This window comes from Streptomyces sp. NPDC017940 (genome assembly GCF_044328435.1).
In the GTDB taxonomy this organism is placed as follows: Bacteria; Actinomycetota; Actinomycetes; order Streptomycetales; family Streptomycetaceae; genus Streptomyces.
On record NZ_JBIRHJ010000004.1, the window covers coordinates 612,057 to 628,164 of the forward strand.

A 16,108-nucleotide genomic window follows, 5' to 3' on the forward strand; every position below is an offset into this window, starting at 1 on the left:
GGCCGGGCCGACCGCCCGGCTTCGCCGAGGGGGCGCGTTCCATGCGGCACCGGCCGGCCCGCCGCGGACTCGACCGGAGCTTCACCACCACCGTCGTCGACCTCGACCGCCGTCCGGCACGGAGGAGCGCCCCCTAGACCTCCTGGCCCTCCTGGACCTCCTGAACCTCCTGGCCCTCCCGGGCCTCCTGGGTCGCGGCGGGCCATCGGCCGGTGGCGAGCAGGATCTCGATGGTCCGTTCGTACGGCGTGATGTCGAGGCCCTGCCCGGCGAGCCAGGTGTCCGAGTAGTACTTGTCCAGATACCGGTTGCCCGGGTCGCAGATGAGGGTGACGACGCTGCCCTTGCGGCCCGCGGCCACCATCTCCGCGACGATGCGCAGGGCGCTCCACAGCCCCGTACCGGTCGAACCGCCCGCCTTGCGGCCGATGGCGCGGTCCAGTGCGCGCACGGCCGCCACGCTCGCCGCGTCCGGGACCTTCATCATGCGGTCGATGGCGCCGGGCACGAAGCTCGGTTCCATCCGCGGCCTGCCGATGCCCTCGATGCGGGAGCCGCAGTCGCTGGTGGCTTCGGGGTCGTGGTGCGTCCAGCCGTCGAAGAAGCAGGAGTTCTCCGGGTCGGCGACGCAGATCCGGGTGTCGTGCTGCAAGTAGTGCACATAGCGGGCGATGGTCGCGGAGGTGCCGCCGGTACCCGCCGTGGCGACGATCCAGGCGGGTTCCGGGTAACGCTCGAGGCGCAGTTGCTGGAACATCGACTCGGCGATGTTGTTGTTGCCGCGCCAGTCCGTGGCCCGTTCCGCGTAGGTGAACTGGTCCATGTAGTGGCCGCCGGTCTCGACGGCGAGCCGGGCCGACTCCGCGTACATGGTGCGGGAGTCGTCCACGAAGTGGCACCGGCCGCCGTGGAACTCGATCAGGCGGCACTTCTCGGCGCTCGTCGTGCGCGGCATCACCGCGATGAAGGGCACGCCGATGAGTTTCGCGAAGTACGCCTCGGAGACGGCCGTCGAGCCGCTGGAGGCCTCGATCACGGGGCGGTCCGGGCGGATCCAGCCATTGCACAGGCCGTAGAGGAACAGCGAACGGGCGAGGCGGTGTTTGAGGCTGCCGGTCGGGTGCGTCGACTCGTCCTTCAGATACAGGTCGATGCCCCAGTGCTCGGGCAGCGGGAAGCGCAGCAGATGGGTGTCCGCGGACCGGTTGGCGTCCGCCTGGACCTTGCGCACGGCCTCTTTCAGCCAGGAGCGGTAGCCCTCGTCGCTGCGGTCCACGTCGAGGGTGGCCATCGGCTCGTCGATCGGATCGTGCTGGGTGGTGCGCACCGCATGGCTCCTCAGCCTCGTGCCGGAGCCGGTTGGAGCCGGCCTCACACCTCGATGATAGACACCCAGAACACCGTTCTCACCTGCATAAACACACCTTTTGGCCGCTCAAAGGCACTGCTTTCCCACGGCTGGGGCCGACCGGCGGCGGCGCCGTCGCGCGCCGAAAGTGGCATGTGCGACGTGGCCGGACACACTGGCCCTCGGCGCCGCGTGCGGGCACACTGCACCGCAGCGGCGGGGGCAGTTTTTCTGTAGGCGTACGACGGCGCGCGACGCGCCGGACGCGCGATCAGGCGCACCATCACCAGGCGCACGAGAGGGCGGAGCCACATGGCAGAGCCGGAGTTCAGGGCCATGGGCGTGCGGATCGGGCGGCGGCTCAGGTCGCTGACGCACGCGGGCCAGGTCCGGATCAGCGACGGCAGGCTGGAACTGCTCACCAGTTACGGCACGGAGATCGACAGCGCGCCCCTGCGGGCGGTGCGCGCGAGCAAGCCGTGGTTCGCCCCGCACGACCGGGCCCTGGCCGAGGTGAACGGCACCCGGTATCTGCTCACCCTCGGCGCACACGATCCGGCGCCCGGTGAGGCCGGGCCCCCCACCGTCCGTACCTTCCTTCAGGCACTGCACTCGGCAGCGGGCGGACGCCGGAGCTGAGGGGCGCGAGGCGGGCGCGAGTTGCACGCCCGCACCCACTGGGTCACGCTGGTCTCACATCACTCTGGGTTTACCGGCGATTACGCTGCGAACCAGCCCGCCGGGCCACCACAGCAGGCGGCAGTACCGCACAACGGCCCCTGCTGGATCCGAACGCCGTCTTCTTCCGGACCTCAATTCGGGGAGTCGCACCGTGATCAGCCAGCCAAGCAGGCATTGCACGGTAGAGCTCCAAGCCCTGCCGTCGCGGATCGGCCAAGTCCGCAGAATCGTATCGGCGCAGTTGCGCTATTGGCATCTGGACCCTCTCATCGACCAGGCCGCGCTCGGGGTGACCGAGCTCCTGGCCAACGTCCACCGGCACGCGGAGCCGGACAAGACGTGCACCGTGGAGATCGAGCTGCTGCTCGAACGGCTCATGGTCTCCGTGCACGACCACGACCCGCGCCTTCCGGTCGTCACCGAGGCCGACCCTTTCGAGACCTGCGGGCGCGGGCTCGCCATGGTCGCCGCGGTCAGCGAGAGCTGGGGCGTGCAGTCACAGGGCGACGCGGGCAAGGTCGTCTGGTTCACGCTCTGCGCCCCGTCGTCCCCCCTGACGGCACCCGCGTACCCCGTGTACGGCGCCGACGGCGCGCAACCGTTCGCCGCCGACACCGGTGCGCACGCTCCCGCCCGGTCGGCCGTTGCCGGCTGACCGGGCGGTGACCTCTTCACCGCTCCGCCGCGCGCTCACTCGGCGGCGAAGGACCGCGGCACGTCGAGCCGGGCGACGCGCCGGGCGGGCCGCAGCCCCGCGACGGCTCCCGCCGTGCGGCCCACCAGGGTGACCACGGCGAGCTGCGCAGGCGGCAGCGCGAAGGCGAACGCGGTGCCGGACGCTTCGTCACAGGCCCGCACGAGGAAGCGGCCGATGAAGCCGCCGAGCGCGAGACCGCCCGCCGTGCCGAACGCGGCGACCAGGACGGACTCCCACCGGACCATGGCCCGCGGCTGCCCGCGGGTCTGGCCGACGGCCCGCGGCAGCCCCGGTTCGCGGGTGCGTTCGTGCACCGGGAGGGTGCGGGTGTTGGCGATGCCGAGGAGCGCGATGAGCACGGCGAGCGCCAGCAGGGCGTAGACGAGGGACGGCGCCGAGGTCGAAGGACTCGGCGGGCGCGACGGGGTCGGTGACGGTCAACGCCCTTCCCCCGCCGTCGACTTCGGCCACGCCCGTGCCGAGGCCGACGGCCGTGGCGACCTCGGGGCGTTCGGCCACGGCGGGTGCGAGGCGCGGGCTGAGGCCGCTGCCGCCCGCGCCGAACGGCGGGGTGCCGACCGCGACGTCACCCGCGAACGAACGCGACACCGTCCGGTCCATGGTGGCCCTCAGCGAGGCGCCGAAGACCGTGAACAGGCTGACGACGGCGACGCCGATCATCAGGGCGCGGAGCCGGACGTCAGCGTGTCCAGACCGGCGGCGCAGTGCATCAGCGTGGGCTTGCCCGAGCGGCTTCGGATCGATCGCCTCCGCGACTCCTCGCCGAACGGCCCCGAGTCGTCGTACGGCCAGCGGCCGTGCGGGTACCTCCGCGGGAGTACGCGGGGCCGTGACGGCTGCTTCGACCACCCGGCGGTCGGGCCCTCACGATCATGCCCACCCCCTGCCGCGGACCAGGGCACCGGGCACAGCCGGTGTGCTCGTCCGGAACAGGCAAAGGGGGGTGTCCCGTACGGGACAGACAGGACATGCGGCGCGGGATTGACTTCCCGCCAACCACTCGATGAACGAGCCAAGGGAGTCCGTCCCATGCCTGAGCAGCCGAAGAACGAGTTCTGGAAGAACCTCAAGCCGATCGAGAACTCGTTCAAGCCGGACGCGCTGCCGGAGGTCTATCTCTCCGACGCCGCCACCGACGACGACCGCTACTACGCGCCCTTCACCGACACCGTCAGCTCCCGCCCGCTGTGGATCAACGTGAAGGACAACACGTGGTCCGACATCCTGCGGGCCAAGGAGGCGGGCCTGGTCAATCGCCACTACCACCCGCACGAGGTGTTCGCGTACACCATCTCCGGCAAGTGGGGCTACCTGGAACGGCCCTGGACGGCCGCCGCGGGTGACTTCGTGTACGAGGCTCCGGGCGAGGGCCACACCCTGGTCGCGTACGAGAGCGAGGAGCCGATGAAGGCGCTCTTCATCGTCAAGGGCCCGCTCATCTGGCTGGACGAGAACGGCGAGCCCAACGGGTTCTTCGACGTGCACGACTACATCGAGATGTGCCGCCGCCACTACGACGAGGTCGGCATCGGCGCCGACTACGTCAACTCCCTGTTCCGCTGACCGGCAGCCTCCGCAACCCGAGTCCAGAACCCGACATGAGGTCGCCATGACCAGACCCTCTTCCCGGTCCGGCGCCGCGCCGCCGGACCCGGCGGCGGCACCCGGGGACGCCGGGGCCCGCCGCTACGAGCACCGGCTGCTGCTCGTCCTCTTCGCGGCCTTCGGCTTCGTCTTCTTCGACCGCCAGGCGCTGACCTTCCTCGCCCCGTTCATCTCCGACGACTTCCACCTCTCGCACACGGCCCTGGGCGTCCTGTCCGGTGTGCTCGCGCTCACGTGGGCACTGTCGGGTCTCGTCTGCGGCAGGCTGGCGGACCGGTACGGCCGCCGCCCGGTCCTGATCGCCGCCGTCGTGCTGTTCTCCTGCTTCTCCGCGGCGGGCGGCCTGATGACCGGCTTCGCCGGTCTGCTGATCGCCAGGGCCCTGATGGGCCTCGCGGAGGGCGCGGTCCTGCCGCTGGCGCAGTCGCTGATGGTGGAGGCCTCGCGGGAGCACCGGCGGGGCCTGAACATGGGCCTGCTCCAGGGGTCGTCCGCGGGGCTGCTCGGCGGCATCGTCGCCCCGCTGGTCGTGGTCTGGATCGCCGAGCACCACAGTTGGCGGACGGCGTTCCTGGTCACCATCGTGCCCGGGCTGCTGATCGCCGTGTGGATCGCGCGGTCGGTGCGTGAGCACCCGCCCGCCCCCGTGCTCCCCGCCGCCCCCGAAGCCACCGCGCCGGAAGCCACCGCGCCGGAGGCGGCCGCCCCTTCGCTGCGCGAGGTGCTGCGGGAGGTCCTCGCGCACCGCAACATCGTGCTGTGCGCCCTGGCGGCCTGCTGCTACCTGACCTGGTTCACGGTCATCATCACCTTCACGCCCACCTACCTGGAGGACGAGAAGGGCTTCTCCTCCGGCACGATGAGCCACGTCATGACCTGCTTCGGCGTGGCCTGGGTGCTGTGGGGCTTCCTGACCCCGGCGGTGTCCGACCGGATCGGCCGGCGGGGCGCGCTCATCGCCTTCACCGTCGTGGCGGCGCTGTGCCCGCTGGCCGTGGTGTACGTCGACGACCCGGTGCTGCTCGGCGGCGTCGTGCTGCTCACCTACACCGGCCTCGGCTGCTTCACGCTGATCATGGCGACCATTCCGGCCGAGACCGTGCCGCGCCGGACGCTGACCGTCGCCCTCGGCCTGGTCATGGGCGTCGGTGAGCTGGCGGGCGGGTTCCTCGGGCCCCTGGTCGCCGGTCTCGCCTCGGACGTCTGGGGTCTGGACGCGGCGATGTACATCTCGTCCGGCGGCGCCGTCGCCGTGGTGCTGCTCGCCCTCGGGCTGCGGGAGACCGCCCCCGCGGTGCTGCGCCGCAGGGCCGCCGGCGCCGGGCCCGCCCACGACACCACACCGGTCACCATCTCGGAGAGTGCGCCATGAAGGCCGCGGTCTGGTACGGAGCGCGCGATGTACGGGTCACCGAGCGGGAGGTGACCCCGCCGGGCCCGGACGAGGTGCTCCTCTCGGTGGCGTACTGCGGCATCTGCGGCAGCGACCTGCACGAGTACGCCGACGGCCCGCACTCGGTGCCGGTCGGCGAGGCCCACCCCGCCTCGGGCGTCCGCGCCCCGCTCGTCCTCGGGCACGAGTTCTGCGGCACGGTCACCGCCGTGGGCCCGGGTGTGCGGGGCCTCACGTCCGGTGACCGCGTCGCGGTCGAACCGCACTACCGCTGCGGCGCCTGCCCGCGCTGCCTGGCGGGCGAGTACAACATCTGCCGCCACTTCGGCTTCGCCGGTCTGATGGGCCACGGCGGGCTCGCCGAGTACGCCACGGTGCCCGCGTACATGGCGCACCGGCTGCCCGACGAGGTGCCCTTCGAGCAGGCGGCCCTCTTCGAACCGGCCTCGGTCGCGCTGCACGCGCTTCGGCGCGGCGGGGACGCCGACAGCGTGGCCGTCGTCGGCCTCGGCCCGGTCGGACTCCTCACCGTGCTGCTCGCCGCGCGGCGGGGCGTCCGAAGGATCGTCGCCTGCGACGTCGACCCCGCCCGGCTCGGCCTCGCCGCGCGCCTCGGCGCGAGCGAGGTGGTGGACGCCCGCGACACCGGAGAGGGGGGCGCGGGGCCCCGGGTGCGTGCCGCCTGCGGCGGTGAAGGCGCCGACGTGGCCTTCGAGGCGGTCGGCTCCCAGGCGGCCCTGGACACCTGCCTGGCGGCGACCCGCCGCGGCGGTCGGACCGTCCTCGTGGGGCTGGGGCGCCGCGTCAGCTTCGACTCCTCGGCGCTTGTGGACAACGAGCACTCGATCGTGGCGAGTGTCGGCTACCGGGACACCTACCCGGAGCTGATCCGGCTCGTCGGCACGGAGGGCCTGGACCTCCGCCCCGTGGTGACGTCCGTCATCGGCCTCGACGACGTGGTGCGTGCGGGGTTCTCGGCGCTGCTCGACGGCGGCGACCAGATCAAGATCCTGGTGTCGCCCTCGGCCCCGGCGTCGGACTCGGACTCGGACTCGGTTTCGGCCTCGGCTTCGGCCTCGGTTCCCGACTCGGTGTGGGCCCCGGTCCCGGACCCGGTCCCGGAAGCGCGTACCCCGGCGGCCCCGGCGCCCGCCGGACGGAGAGGAGACAGCCGATGACCACCGGCGCACCGACAGGCCCCGGCACCGGGCCCGCACCGCCCGCCGCGGGCACCGGCCCCGGCGCCGCCCCGCCGTTCCCCGGCCCCGACGCCTTCGCGGGCCGCACCGCGCTGGTCACCGGCGGTACCTCGGGCATCGGGGCGGCCACCGCAGAGCTGCTGGCGGAGCTGGGCGCCCGGGTGTACGCCCTGGGGCTGCCGCCCGCGCCCGGCGGTGAACCGCCCCGGCACGAGCGGGTGCGCGTCGTCGAACAGGACGTGACCGACCGGGAGGGCCTTGCCCGGCGCATCGCGGAGACCGGCACCCTGGACCACTTGGTGGTCTGTGCGGGCATGAGCGCGGACCGCGCCGAGTACGAGCCCGCGACCTGGGACCGCGTCCTCGCGGTCAACCTTGGCGCGGCGATGACGGCGTGCGAGGCGGCCCGGCCGCTGCTGGCCCGCCGGGCGGACTCCGGCGGCACCGGCAGCTCCGGCGGCACCCGCGGGTCCGGCGGCACCGGCGGCACCGGCGGCACCGGCGGCTCCATCGTCACCGTCTCATCCATGTTCGCGCTGTTCGGCAGCCGGGACCGGCCCGCCTACAGCGCAAGCAAGGGCGGCGTCTCCCAGCTCACGCGTTCCCTGGCGGCCGAGTACGCGTCCGACGGCATCCGGGTGAACGCGGTGGCGCCGGGCTTCGTCGTCACCCCGCTGGCCCGCGGGGTGCTCGACGACCCGGCGGCGGCAGGTGCCGTGCTCGCCCGCGTCCCGCTGGGGCGCCTCGGGCTGCCCCGCGAGGTCGCCTCGGTGATCGCGTTCCTGTGCGGCCCCGCGGCTGCCTACGTCAACGGCGCGGTGATCCCCGTCGACGGCGGCTACTCGGCGGTCTGAGACCCGGCCCCGTCGAACCGGGCCCCCGCCGCACCCCCCGGTCGACCCGGGCCCGCCCCGCCCTGCCGCCCCCGTTCGACGGCCCGCCCAGGAGTTCCGGGGCGGGCTGTCGGACGGGGGCCCGTCTTCGGGTCGTGACCGGAGCCGGATCGCCGAGTAGCCTTCGTTCACGGCCACAGCACACGGGCACCCCCGCCCCGCCCGGCTCCGGCGGAACCTCTCCGACAGAACCACTACGGCGGACCCTGCCCGACGCGTCGAACCCCGGCGGGCCCCGCCCGGCGCATCCGGCCCGGCCCCTCCGGCCCGACCCGCAGGGGCCCGCTTCGAAGGCGCACTCCCCCGCGGCGCGCAGGACACTGGCTCACGGCAGCAAGGAGGCCGAGTTGACCGGACACCCCGCCACCGTGTTCTCCCGAGTGTCGACACGGTCGGTCGACCAGGCGGACCGCGTCGACCTCTGGGAGGACTACAACCGGCAGGCCCTGGTCGGCCTGACCTGTTCCCCGTACTCCGACGACGGACTTCTCGCCACCCAGACCAACGTCGGCCTCGGCAGCCTGCGCCTGGCCGACATCGCCGGGAACGAGCACGTCATCGAGCGCAACGCGCGGCTGTGCCGGGAGACGCCCAAGGACTCCGTCTTCGCGACCCTGCTGGTCTCGGGGCAGGCGGTCTTCTTCCACAGCGGCGGCTGCCTCAGCCTCGGCGCGGGCGACCTGGTCCTGTACGACACCCGCCGCTCCTACCTGCTCGGTTTCCCCACGACCATGCGCCAGCTCCTGGTGGACATCCCCCGGGAGGTCTTCGCCGAACGCTGCCTGTCCGCCGAGCTCGCGGCACCGCTGGTCTTCGGGCGGCGGTCGTCGGCCGACGCCCCGGCGGTGCGGGTCCTGGAGTCCGTGCTGGCCGGCTGGTTCGCCCAGCGGGAGCCCGGTGACGTGACGGGCACCGAGGGCACCGTCCTCGGGCTGGTGCGCTCGCTCGCGGCGTCCCGGTTGGGGGACGGGCGGCCCGGGGACGACCAGGGCGCCCGGCTGCTGCTCGCCAAGGAGTACATCGACCAGCGCCTGTCCGACCCCCGGCTGTGCGCGGAGCACGTCGCCGACGCGGTGGGCGTCTCCACCCGGCAGCTGCGCCGCGACTTCCGGCAGGCCGGGCTCAGCCCCTCCCGCCACATCCTGGAGAGCCGCCTGACGCGGGCCCACCAGCAGCTCACCGACCCCGGTTCGGCACGCCTGACGGTGGCCGACATCGCGCACGTCTGGGGCTTCGCCAGCCAGTCGCACTTCACCCGCGTCTTCCGCGAGCGGTACGGGCGGACCCCGGGCGAGCTGCGCCCGGCCGCGCCCGGCTGCCCGGACTGACCAGCGCGACGGCGGGGGGACGGCACGGGGCGCCGGAGGTCGGCGCAGGGCTCGGGCGGGGGTCGGGACGGAGCTCGGCCGCAGCCGTAACTCCGTCCCCGGCCCCCGTCGCGACTGCCGTCACCGGCCGGCGTCGTCCTCCCCCAGCACGCGCTGGGCCACGGCGAACGCGGAGTTGGCTGCCGGGACACCGCAGTAGACCGCCGTCTGCAACAGTGCCGCGCCGATCTCCTCGGCCGACAGACCGTTGCGTCGCGCCGCCCGGACGTGCATGGCCAGTTCTTCGTAGTGCCCCTGCGCCACGAGGGCCGTCATGGTGATCAGGCTGCGTTCGCGGCGGGAGAGCGTGTCGTCGGTCCAGATCTCCCCCCAGGCGTAGCGGGAGATGAAGTCCTGGAACGGAGCGGTGAAGCCGTTCTGCCGCTCCTGCGCGCGGTCCACGTGCGCGTCCCCGAGTACCTGGCGGCGCACCGCCGTCCCCCGCTTCGCGGCCCCGGCCCCCGAGAAGTGGGTGCGCAGCGCGGACAGCACGGCTTCGGGCCGCTCGCACGGTGCGAGGTGGGAGGCGCCCGGAATCTCGGTGAGCGAGGCACCGGGGACCGTGTCGGCGATCTCCCGCAGGTGTGCGGGCGGAGTCGCGGGGTCCTCGCGGCCCGCGAGGAGCACCGTGGGGGCGGTGATCGAGGAGAGCCCGTCCCGGATGTCGAACGCGGCGAGCGCGTCGCAGCACGCCGCGTACGCGGCGGGGTCGGCGGCACGGTGGTCGGCCACGAGGCGGGGCACGGTGAAACCGGGCGTGAACCATCTGGACGGCGCGCTGTCGGCGAGTGCGGCCAGGCCCTCGCGGCGCACGCGGGCGGCCCGCTCCCGCCACGGGGCGGAGCCGCCGAAGTGCGCGGACGAGCAGATGACGGCGAGGGCCTCCACCCGCTCGGGGTGGTGCACGGCGAGGTGCAGGCCGACGGCGCCGCCGAGCGAGACGCCCGCGTAGGCGAACCGGTGGATGTCGAGCGAGTCGGCGAGCGCGAGCACCAGCCCGGCCAGGTCGCCGACGGTCGCTCCCGGGCCGACGAGGTCGGCGGCGGAGCCGCCGTGGCCCGGGAGGTCCCAGCGTACGACCCGGTGCGTGACGGCCAGTTCGGGGGCGACGGCGTCCCACAGGGCGGTGGAGGTGCCGAGCGACGGGCCGAGGAGCAGCGCGGGGGCGGAGGGCGGTCCCTCCGCGCGGTGGTGGGGCAGCCCCCGGTCCTGGCCGGTGGCCGGGGCGGTGTTCGGCTCGCTCGTCACGGTCGCTCCAGGGCACGGTCGGTGAGGATCCCGGCGGAGCCGGTGTAGCGCGCCGGGTCGGTGAGGTCGTCGATGTCGAGGGCGAGGCCGTCGCCGTCGAGGGGAAGGCCGACGGCACCGAGGCCGTCGCGTGCGAAGTGTTCGGTGAGGAGCTCGGCGAGTGTCCTGCCCTCTGTCCTGGTGCGTGCGGCGAGGTCCGTGAGGAGCGCCTTGGCCCGGCCCCGGCCCAGGGCGGGGGCAAGGACGGCGGCCACCCGCTCGGAGACGATCAACCCCGCCGTCAGGTGCAGGTGCTCGCGCATGGCGTCCGGGTGGACCCGCAGCCCCTCGGCCAGTTCGGCGGCGTCGCGGGCGGCGCCGCCGACCAGACGCAGCAGATCGCGGAGCGTCTCCCACTCCGCGTGCCAGGCGCCGGCGGGGCGCTCGTCCTCCGCGACCATCGAGGCGTACAGGGTGGCGGCGAGGCCGGGGGCGCGGCGGGCGGCCCCGGCGACGAGCGTGGCGCGCACCGGGTTCCTCTTGTGGGGCATGGCCGAGGAGTCCCCGCCGGTGCCTTCGGACAGCTCGGCGATCTCGGTGCGGGACAGGGTGAGGACATCGGCCGCCGTCTTGCCGAGGGCCCCCGCGGTGAACGCGAGGGCGCCCGCCAGGTCCGCGACGGGCGTGCGGAGGGTGTGCCAGGGAAGGTCGGGTGCCGCGAGACCGGTCTCGTGCGCGTAGGCGGCGGTGAGCCGTCGCGCCGTGTCCGGGTCCCCCTCGTCGCCGGGCGGGCCGAAGGCGGCCATGGTGCCGGCGGCGCCGCCGAGTTGCACGGGCAGCGAGGCGCGTACGCCGCGCAGCCGGTCCCGTGCGTCGAGGATCAGCGAACGCCATCCTGCCGCCTTGAGGCCGAAGGTCGTCGGTACCGCGTGCTGGGTCAGGGTGCGGCCGGGCATCACCGTGTCCCGGTGGGCCGCGGCGAGGCCGGACAGCGCCTGTTCGGTGCGCCGCAGGTCTTCGAGGACGAGGTCCACCGTGCGGGCCGCGACCAGCATGACGGCGGTGTCCATGATGTCCTGGCTGGTCGCCCCGCGGTGCACGTAGGGGCCGAACTCGTCGGGCACCGATGCCGTCAGGTCCGCCACCAACGGGATGACGGGGTTGCCGCCGCCGCGGGCACGGCGGGCGATGTCACGGGCGTCGAAGCGGGCCGAGCCGGCCGCGGCCGTGACCGCCCGGCCGGCTTCCGCCGGGGTATGGCCGAGGGCCGCCTGGGCCCGGGTGAGGGCCGCCTCGGCGTCGAGCATGGCCCGCAGGAACGCGGTGTCGGCGGTCGCGGACTCGGCGGGGGAGCCTGCCCGCCCGGGGGCGAGGAGGCCGTGATCGATGTCGGGGGATGTCACGGGAACTCCAGGAACACTGTCTCGCCTTCACCTTGGAGGCGGATGTCGAAACGGTAGGCACGGTTCTCACCGGGCCGCGCGATCAGCGTGGCCCGGCGCTCCGGCTCCACGGAGTCCAGCAGCGGGTCGGTGCCGTCCGCGAGGTAGGCGCGCGTGAAGAGGTGGTGCAGCAGGCCGCGCGCGAAGACGCAGACGCTGATGTACGGCACTCCTGCGCTGCCGGGCTGAAGGGTGTGCAGGGCGTAGTGGCCGTCGGCGTCCGTGGCGACCCGGCCGAAGCCGGTGAAGTCGGTGCCGTTGCGGCCGAGGAAGCCGCCGGTCACCGGGTTGCGGCGGAGCGATCCTGGGACGCCGGCGAGGGAGCGGTCCGGGGCCGCCTGCCAGAACTCCAGGAGGGCGTCGGGCACCGGGTCGCCGTGGCCGTCGAGCACGTGCCCGTGCAGCACGATGGTGTCGGGGTGGCCCTTGGGCGCGATCTGCTCCCCCTCGGGGAAGGGAAGTGCGTACCCGTAGAAGGGGCCGACGGTGTGGGACGGCGTGGGGAGGATCGTCTCGGTCATCTCGCTCAGTGCCCTTCTTCGATCCAGGTGGCGGAGGGACCGTCGAGGACGATGTCCCACTCGTAGCCGAGGGAGAACTCGGGCCGCGACAGGTCGTGGCGGTACGCGGCGACCAGTCGTTCACGGGCGGCCCGGTCGGTGACCGAGCGCAGGATCGGGTCGTAGGGGAACAGCGGGTCGTTCGGGAAGTACATCTGTGTCACGAGCCGTTGCGTGAACGCGGTGCCGAAGACGGAGAAGTGGATGTGGGCGGGGCGCCACGCGTTGGTGTGGTTGCGCCACGGGTAGGCGCCCGGTTTGATCGTGGTGAACGTGTACCGGCCCTCGCCGTCCGTCAGCGTGCGTCCGACGCCGGTGAAGTTGGGGTCGAGGGGCGCCGGATGCTGGTCGCGCAGATGCGCGTAGCGGCCGGAGGCGTTGGCCTGCCAGAGTTCTATGAGCTGTCCGCGTACGGGGTGCCCGGCGCGGTCCAGCAGCCGCCCCGACACGGTGATGCGCTCGCCGAGCGGCTCCCCCTGGTGCTGGACGGTGAGGTCGTTGTCGGTCTCCGTGATGTCGGTCGGGCCGAACACCGGACCGGACAGCTCGACCGTCTCGGGATCGCCGCCGCTCACGGGGACGAGCGGCTGCTTGGGGTGGCGGAGCAGCGAGCTGCGGTAGGGCGCGTAGTCGCGCCGCGGGTGGTGGTGCGCGGGCGCGCCCGCCGCCAGCGCCTCGTCGTAGGCGTGCTGGAGTTCGTCGATGGCGGTGTCGATGTCCGACTGGGTGTGAGTCATGGGGTTTCCCGGATTCCTGGTACGTGCGTACGCGAGTCGCTGGTCCATGAGGCGCGGGTCTACGGGCGGGGCGCGGCTGAGCGCTCGGCCGGTGCCCGGCGCGCCCGCTCAGCGTTCGAGGACGAGGGCGAGCCCTTGGCCGACCCCGATGCAGAGGGTGGCGACGCCGGTCCCGGAGCCGTTGCGGGCGAGCTGGTGGGCGACGGTGCCGGCGAGGCGGGCGCCGGAGGCCCCCAGCGGGTGGCCGAGGGCGATGGCGCCGCCGTACGGGTTGAGGATCGCCGGGTCGAACTCGGGCCATTCGGCGACACAGCCGAGGACTTGAGCGGCGAACGCCTCGTTGAGTTCCAGCGTCGTCAGGTCGTCGAAGGACCTGCCCGCCCTGGCGAGGGCGCGGTTGACGGCTTCGACGGGACCGAGGCCGAACCAGTGCGGCTCGACCGCGGCGACACCGGTGGCCGCGACGCGGGCCAGGGGTTCGCGTCCGGTGGCCCGCAGTCCCTCTTCGTCGACGAGGAGCAGCGCGGCGGCGCCGTCGTTGAGCGGGGACGCGTTGCCCGCCGTGACCGTGCCGCCTTCCTCCGCCGTGCGGAAGGACGGCTTCAGCTTGGCCATCGCCTCCCGGGAGGCGTTCTCCCGCACGCTCTCGTCGCGGTCGAGGAGCACCGGGTCGCCCTTGCGCTGCGGTACGGGTACCGGTACCACCTCGGCGTCGAGAAGGCCGCCGTGCCACGCGGCGGATGCCTTGCGGTGGGATGCGAGCGCCAGGGCGTCCTGCTGCTCGCGGGTGATGCCGTGCTTGTCGGCGATCAGTTCGGCCGACTCGCCGAGCGGCACGGTCCACTGCGGCTCCATCCGCGGGTTGACCATGCGCCAGCCCAAGGTGGTCGAGTACAGCTCGGTGTGGCCCGCGGGGAAGGGGCGGTCGCTCTTGGGCAGGACGTAGGGCGCGCGGGTCATCGACTCGACTCCCCCGGCCAGGGCGATGGACACGTCGCCGAGTGCGACGGCCCGCGCGGCCTGGACGACCGCTTCGAGGCCGGAGGCGCACAGCCGGTTGACGGTGACCCCCGGCACGGAGGTCGGCAGCCCCGCGAGCAGGCCCGCCATCCGGCCGACGTTGCGGTTCTCCTCACCCGCTCCGTTGGCGTTGCCGAAGTAGACGTCGCCGATGCGGGAGGGGTCGAGCTGCGGGGTGCGGGCGAGGAGTTCGCGGATGGTGTGGGCGGCCAGGTCGTCGGGGCGTACGCCCGCGAGGCCGCCGCCGTACTTGCCGAAGGGGGTCCGTACGGCGTCCACGACGTACACGTCGCGCAGGCTCATGATGCTGTCTCCTCCGCGGTGAGGGCGATACGCAGGTCCGCGGCGGTCCTGCGCACGATGTCGTCGGCGGACACCCCGGGGGCGGTCTCGACCAGCTCGAGGCCGTCGCCGGTGACGTCGAGGACGCCGAGGTCGGTGACGATGCGGTCGACGCAGGCCTTGCCGGTCAGGGGCAGCGAGCACTCCTGAACGATCTTCGCGGAGCCGTCCTTGGCCGTGTGGTTCATGACCACGACGACCGTCCGGGCGCCGTGCACCAGGTCCATCGCCCCGCCGATCCCGGTGATCATCTTTCCGGGGACGGCCCAGTTGGCGAGGTCGCCGCGCGCGGACACCTGCATGGCTCCGAGCACGGCCACGTCGATGTGCCCGCCGCGGATCATCCCGAAGGAGAGGGCGGAGTCGAAGTAGGAGGCGCCGGGCACCACCGTGACCGTCTCCTTCCCGGCGTTGATCAGGTCCGGGTCGACCTGGTCCTCGGCGGGGTAGGGCCCCACGCCGAGGATGCCGTTCTCCGACTCGAGGACGACCTCGACGTCGTCCGGAAGGTGATTGGGGATCAGCGTCGGCAACCCGATACCGAGGTTCACGTACTGGCCGTCCGCCAACTCGCGCGCCGCGCGCGCCGCCATCTCTTCGCGTGTCCAGGCCATCAGGCGCTCTCCGTCCTGGGGCTGCTCGTTCCGGTGCTCCCCGTCCCGGTCCCGCGCGTCGGCGACGCGGAGACCGTGCGCCGCTCGATGCCCTTGTCCACCGCCTGCTCGGGTGTGAGCGCGACCACGCGCTGGACGAAGACACCGGGCAGATGCACCTGGTCGGGGTCGATCCCGCCCGGTTCCACCAGCTCCTCCACCTCGGCCACCGTCACTCTCCCCGCCATCGCGGCCAGCGGGTTGAAGTTCCGGCTCGACTTGTTGAAGACCAGGTTCCCGTGCCGGTCCCCCCTGGCCGCGCGCACCAGCGCGAAGTCCGTACGGATGCCGTGCTCGAGGACGTACTCGGTGCCGTCGAAGGTACGTACTTCCTTGGGCGGTGACGCCACCTCGACGCCCCCATGGCCGTCGTACCGCCAGGGAAGTCCGCCGTCGGCGACCTGGGTGCCGACCCCCGCCGGGGTGTAGAAGGCCGGAATGCCGTGCCCCCCGGCCCGCAGCCGCTCGGCCAGCGTGCCCTGCGGAATCATCTCCACCTCCAGTTCGCCCCCCAGGTACTGGCGGGCGAACTCCTTGTTCGCACCGATGTAGGACCCGGTCACCCGGGAGATGCGGCCCGCGGACAGCAGGACCGCGAGGCCGGAGTCCAGCGCGCCGCAGTTGTTGGACACCACGCCGAGATCCTTGACGCCCAGGTCGTACAGGGCGCCGATCAGTACGTTGGGCACACCGCTCAGACCGAAGCCGCCCACCGCGAGTGTCGCCCCGTCCCGGGCATCGGCCACCGCCTCAGCGGCGGTGGCGACCACTTTGTCCATACCGGAAGCCTCCACTCCCCCGAGGGCTCGAACCCTCGGAGTTAATCAGTGCACTGACTATTTTCTAGGAATGCGTCATGCTGGCATCCGGCGTACCGACCGTCAATAGGTCGCATGAATCAGCAGGTCAACGCGTTGCGCAGG

15 protein-coding genes and 1 pseudogene are annotated in these 16,108 nt (G+C 73.2%); 7 read left to right on the forward strand and 9 right to left on the reverse strand.

The features are described 5' to 3' along the window. Positions 1–133: 133 nt before the first annotated feature. Positions 134–1,291 (reverse strand): PLP-dependent cysteine synthase family protein, encoded by a 1,158-nt coding sequence (locus ACH4DX_RS17015; RefSeq protein ID WP_398155819.1) that lies wholly within the window; start codon positions 1,289–1,291, stop codon positions 134–136. A 369-nt stretch (positions 1,292–1,660) separates the two neighbouring features. Here ACH4DX_RS17015 and ACH4DX_RS17020 point away from each other — a divergent pair, with 369 nt between their 5' ends. Further along, positions 1,661–1,987, forward strand: a complete 327-nt coding sequence (locus tag ACH4DX_RS17020) for a hypothetical protein (RefSeq protein WP_398118487.1) — start codon at positions 1,661–1,663, stop codon at positions 1,985–1,987. A gap of 193 nt (positions 1,988–2,180) precedes the next feature. Next, positions 2,181–2,684, forward strand: coding sequence for an ATP-binding protein (locus tag ACH4DX_RS17025; protein ID WP_398155660.1), 504 nt, complete (start codon positions 2,181–2,183; stop codon positions 2,682–2,684). A gap of 35 nt (positions 2,685–2,719) precedes the next feature. Here the strand turns inward: ACH4DX_RS17025 and ACH4DX_RS17030 are convergent. Next, a pseudogene (locus ACH4DX_RS17030) lies at positions 2,720–3,524 on the reverse strand (FtsX-like permease family protein); the annotation flags it as partial. A gap of 252 nt (positions 3,525–3,776) precedes the next feature. Between ACH4DX_RS17030 and ACH4DX_RS17035 the strand changes: the two are divergent. The 5 genes from ACH4DX_RS17035 (at position 3,777) to ACH4DX_RS17055 (ending at position 9,165) form a co-directional block, all read left to right on the forward strand. Further along, a complete protein-coding gene (locus ACH4DX_RS17035; RefSeq protein WP_398118483.1) occupies positions 3,777–4,310 on the forward strand; it encodes a 2,4'-dihydroxyacetophenone dioxygenase family protein in 534 nt (177 codons plus the stop codon). Between the two features lie 46 nt (positions 4,311–4,356). Beyond that, positions 4,357–5,724: an MFS transporter gene (locus ACH4DX_RS17040; protein ID WP_398155661.1), complete on the forward strand. Its 1,368-nt coding sequence runs from the start codon at positions 4,357–4,359 to the stop codon at positions 5,722–5,724. After that, positions 5,721–6,923, forward strand: coding sequence for a 2,3-butanediol dehydrogenase (locus ACH4DX_RS17045; protein WP_398155662.1), 1,203 nt, complete (start codon positions 5,721–5,723; stop codon positions 6,921–6,923). Before ACH4DX_RS17040 ends, ACH4DX_RS17045 begins: the two co-directional genes overlap by 4 nt. Next, positions 6,920–7,798: an SDR family NAD(P)-dependent oxidoreductase gene (locus ACH4DX_RS17050; RefSeq protein WP_398155663.1), complete on the forward strand. Its 879-nt coding sequence runs from the start codon at positions 6,920–6,922 to the stop codon at positions 7,796–7,798. Before ACH4DX_RS17045 ends, ACH4DX_RS17050 begins: the two co-directional genes overlap by 4 nt. A gap of 386 nt (positions 7,799–8,184) precedes the next feature. Next, positions 8,185–9,165, forward strand: coding sequence for a helix-turn-helix domain-containing protein (locus ACH4DX_RS17055; protein ID WP_398155664.1), 981 nt, complete (start codon positions 8,185–8,187; stop codon positions 9,163–9,165). Between the two features lie 120 nt (positions 9,166–9,285). Here the strand turns inward: ACH4DX_RS17055 and pcaD are convergent, their stop codons facing one another. The 7 genes from pcaD to ACH4DX_RS17090 all read right to left on the reverse strand — a co-directional run bounded on the left by pcaD (position 9,286) and on the right by ACH4DX_RS17090 (position 15,964). Continuing rightward, on the reverse strand, positions 9,286–10,452 hold the full coding sequence (gene pcaD / locus ACH4DX_RS17060) for a 3-oxoadipate enol-lactonase (RefSeq protein WP_398155665.1): 1,167 nt from the start codon (positions 10,450–10,452) through the stop codon (positions 9,286–9,288). After that, positions 10,449–11,834 carry a 3-carboxy-cis,cis-muconate cycloisomerase gene (gene pcaB, locus ACH4DX_RS17065; RefSeq protein WP_398155666.1) on the reverse strand — a complete coding sequence of 462 codons (1,386 nt, stop codon included), beginning with the start codon at positions 11,832–11,834 and terminating at the stop codon, positions 10,449–10,451. Before pcaB ends, pcaD begins: the two co-directional genes overlap by 4 nt. Continuing rightward, positions 11,831–12,394 (reverse strand): protocatechuate 3,4-dioxygenase subunit alpha, encoded by a 564-nt coding sequence (gene pcaG, locus ACH4DX_RS17070; protein ID WP_398118470.1) that lies wholly within the window; start codon positions 12,392–12,394, stop codon positions 11,831–11,833. The genes pcaB and pcaG overlap by 4 nt, the downstream gene beginning before the upstream one ends. Positions 12,395–12,399: 5 nt before the next feature. Next, positions 12,400–13,170, reverse strand: a complete 771-nt coding sequence (gene pcaH, locus ACH4DX_RS17075; RefSeq protein WP_398118468.1) for a protocatechuate 3,4-dioxygenase subunit beta — start codon at positions 13,168–13,170, stop codon at positions 12,400–12,402. 108 nt (positions 13,171–13,278) lie between these two features. Continuing rightward, positions 13,279–14,487 (reverse strand): thiolase family protein, encoded by a 1,209-nt coding sequence (locus tag ACH4DX_RS17080; protein WP_398155820.1) that lies wholly within the window; start codon positions 14,485–14,487, stop codon positions 13,279–13,281. Positions 14,488–14,489: 2 nt separating this feature from the next. Beyond that, on the reverse strand, positions 14,490–15,146 hold the full coding sequence (locus ACH4DX_RS17085) for a CoA transferase subunit B (RefSeq protein WP_398118466.1): 657 nt from the start codon (positions 15,144–15,146) through the stop codon (positions 14,490–14,492). Continuing rightward, the gene (locus ACH4DX_RS17090) at positions 15,146–15,964 is read right to left on the reverse strand and encodes a CoA transferase subunit A (RefSeq protein WP_398155667.1); all 819 of its coding nucleotides are present in this window, start codon (positions 15,962–15,964) and stop codon (positions 15,146–15,148) included. Before ACH4DX_RS17090 ends, ACH4DX_RS17085 begins: the two co-directional genes overlap by 1 nt. Between the last annotated feature and the right edge of the window lie 144 nt (positions 15,965–16,108).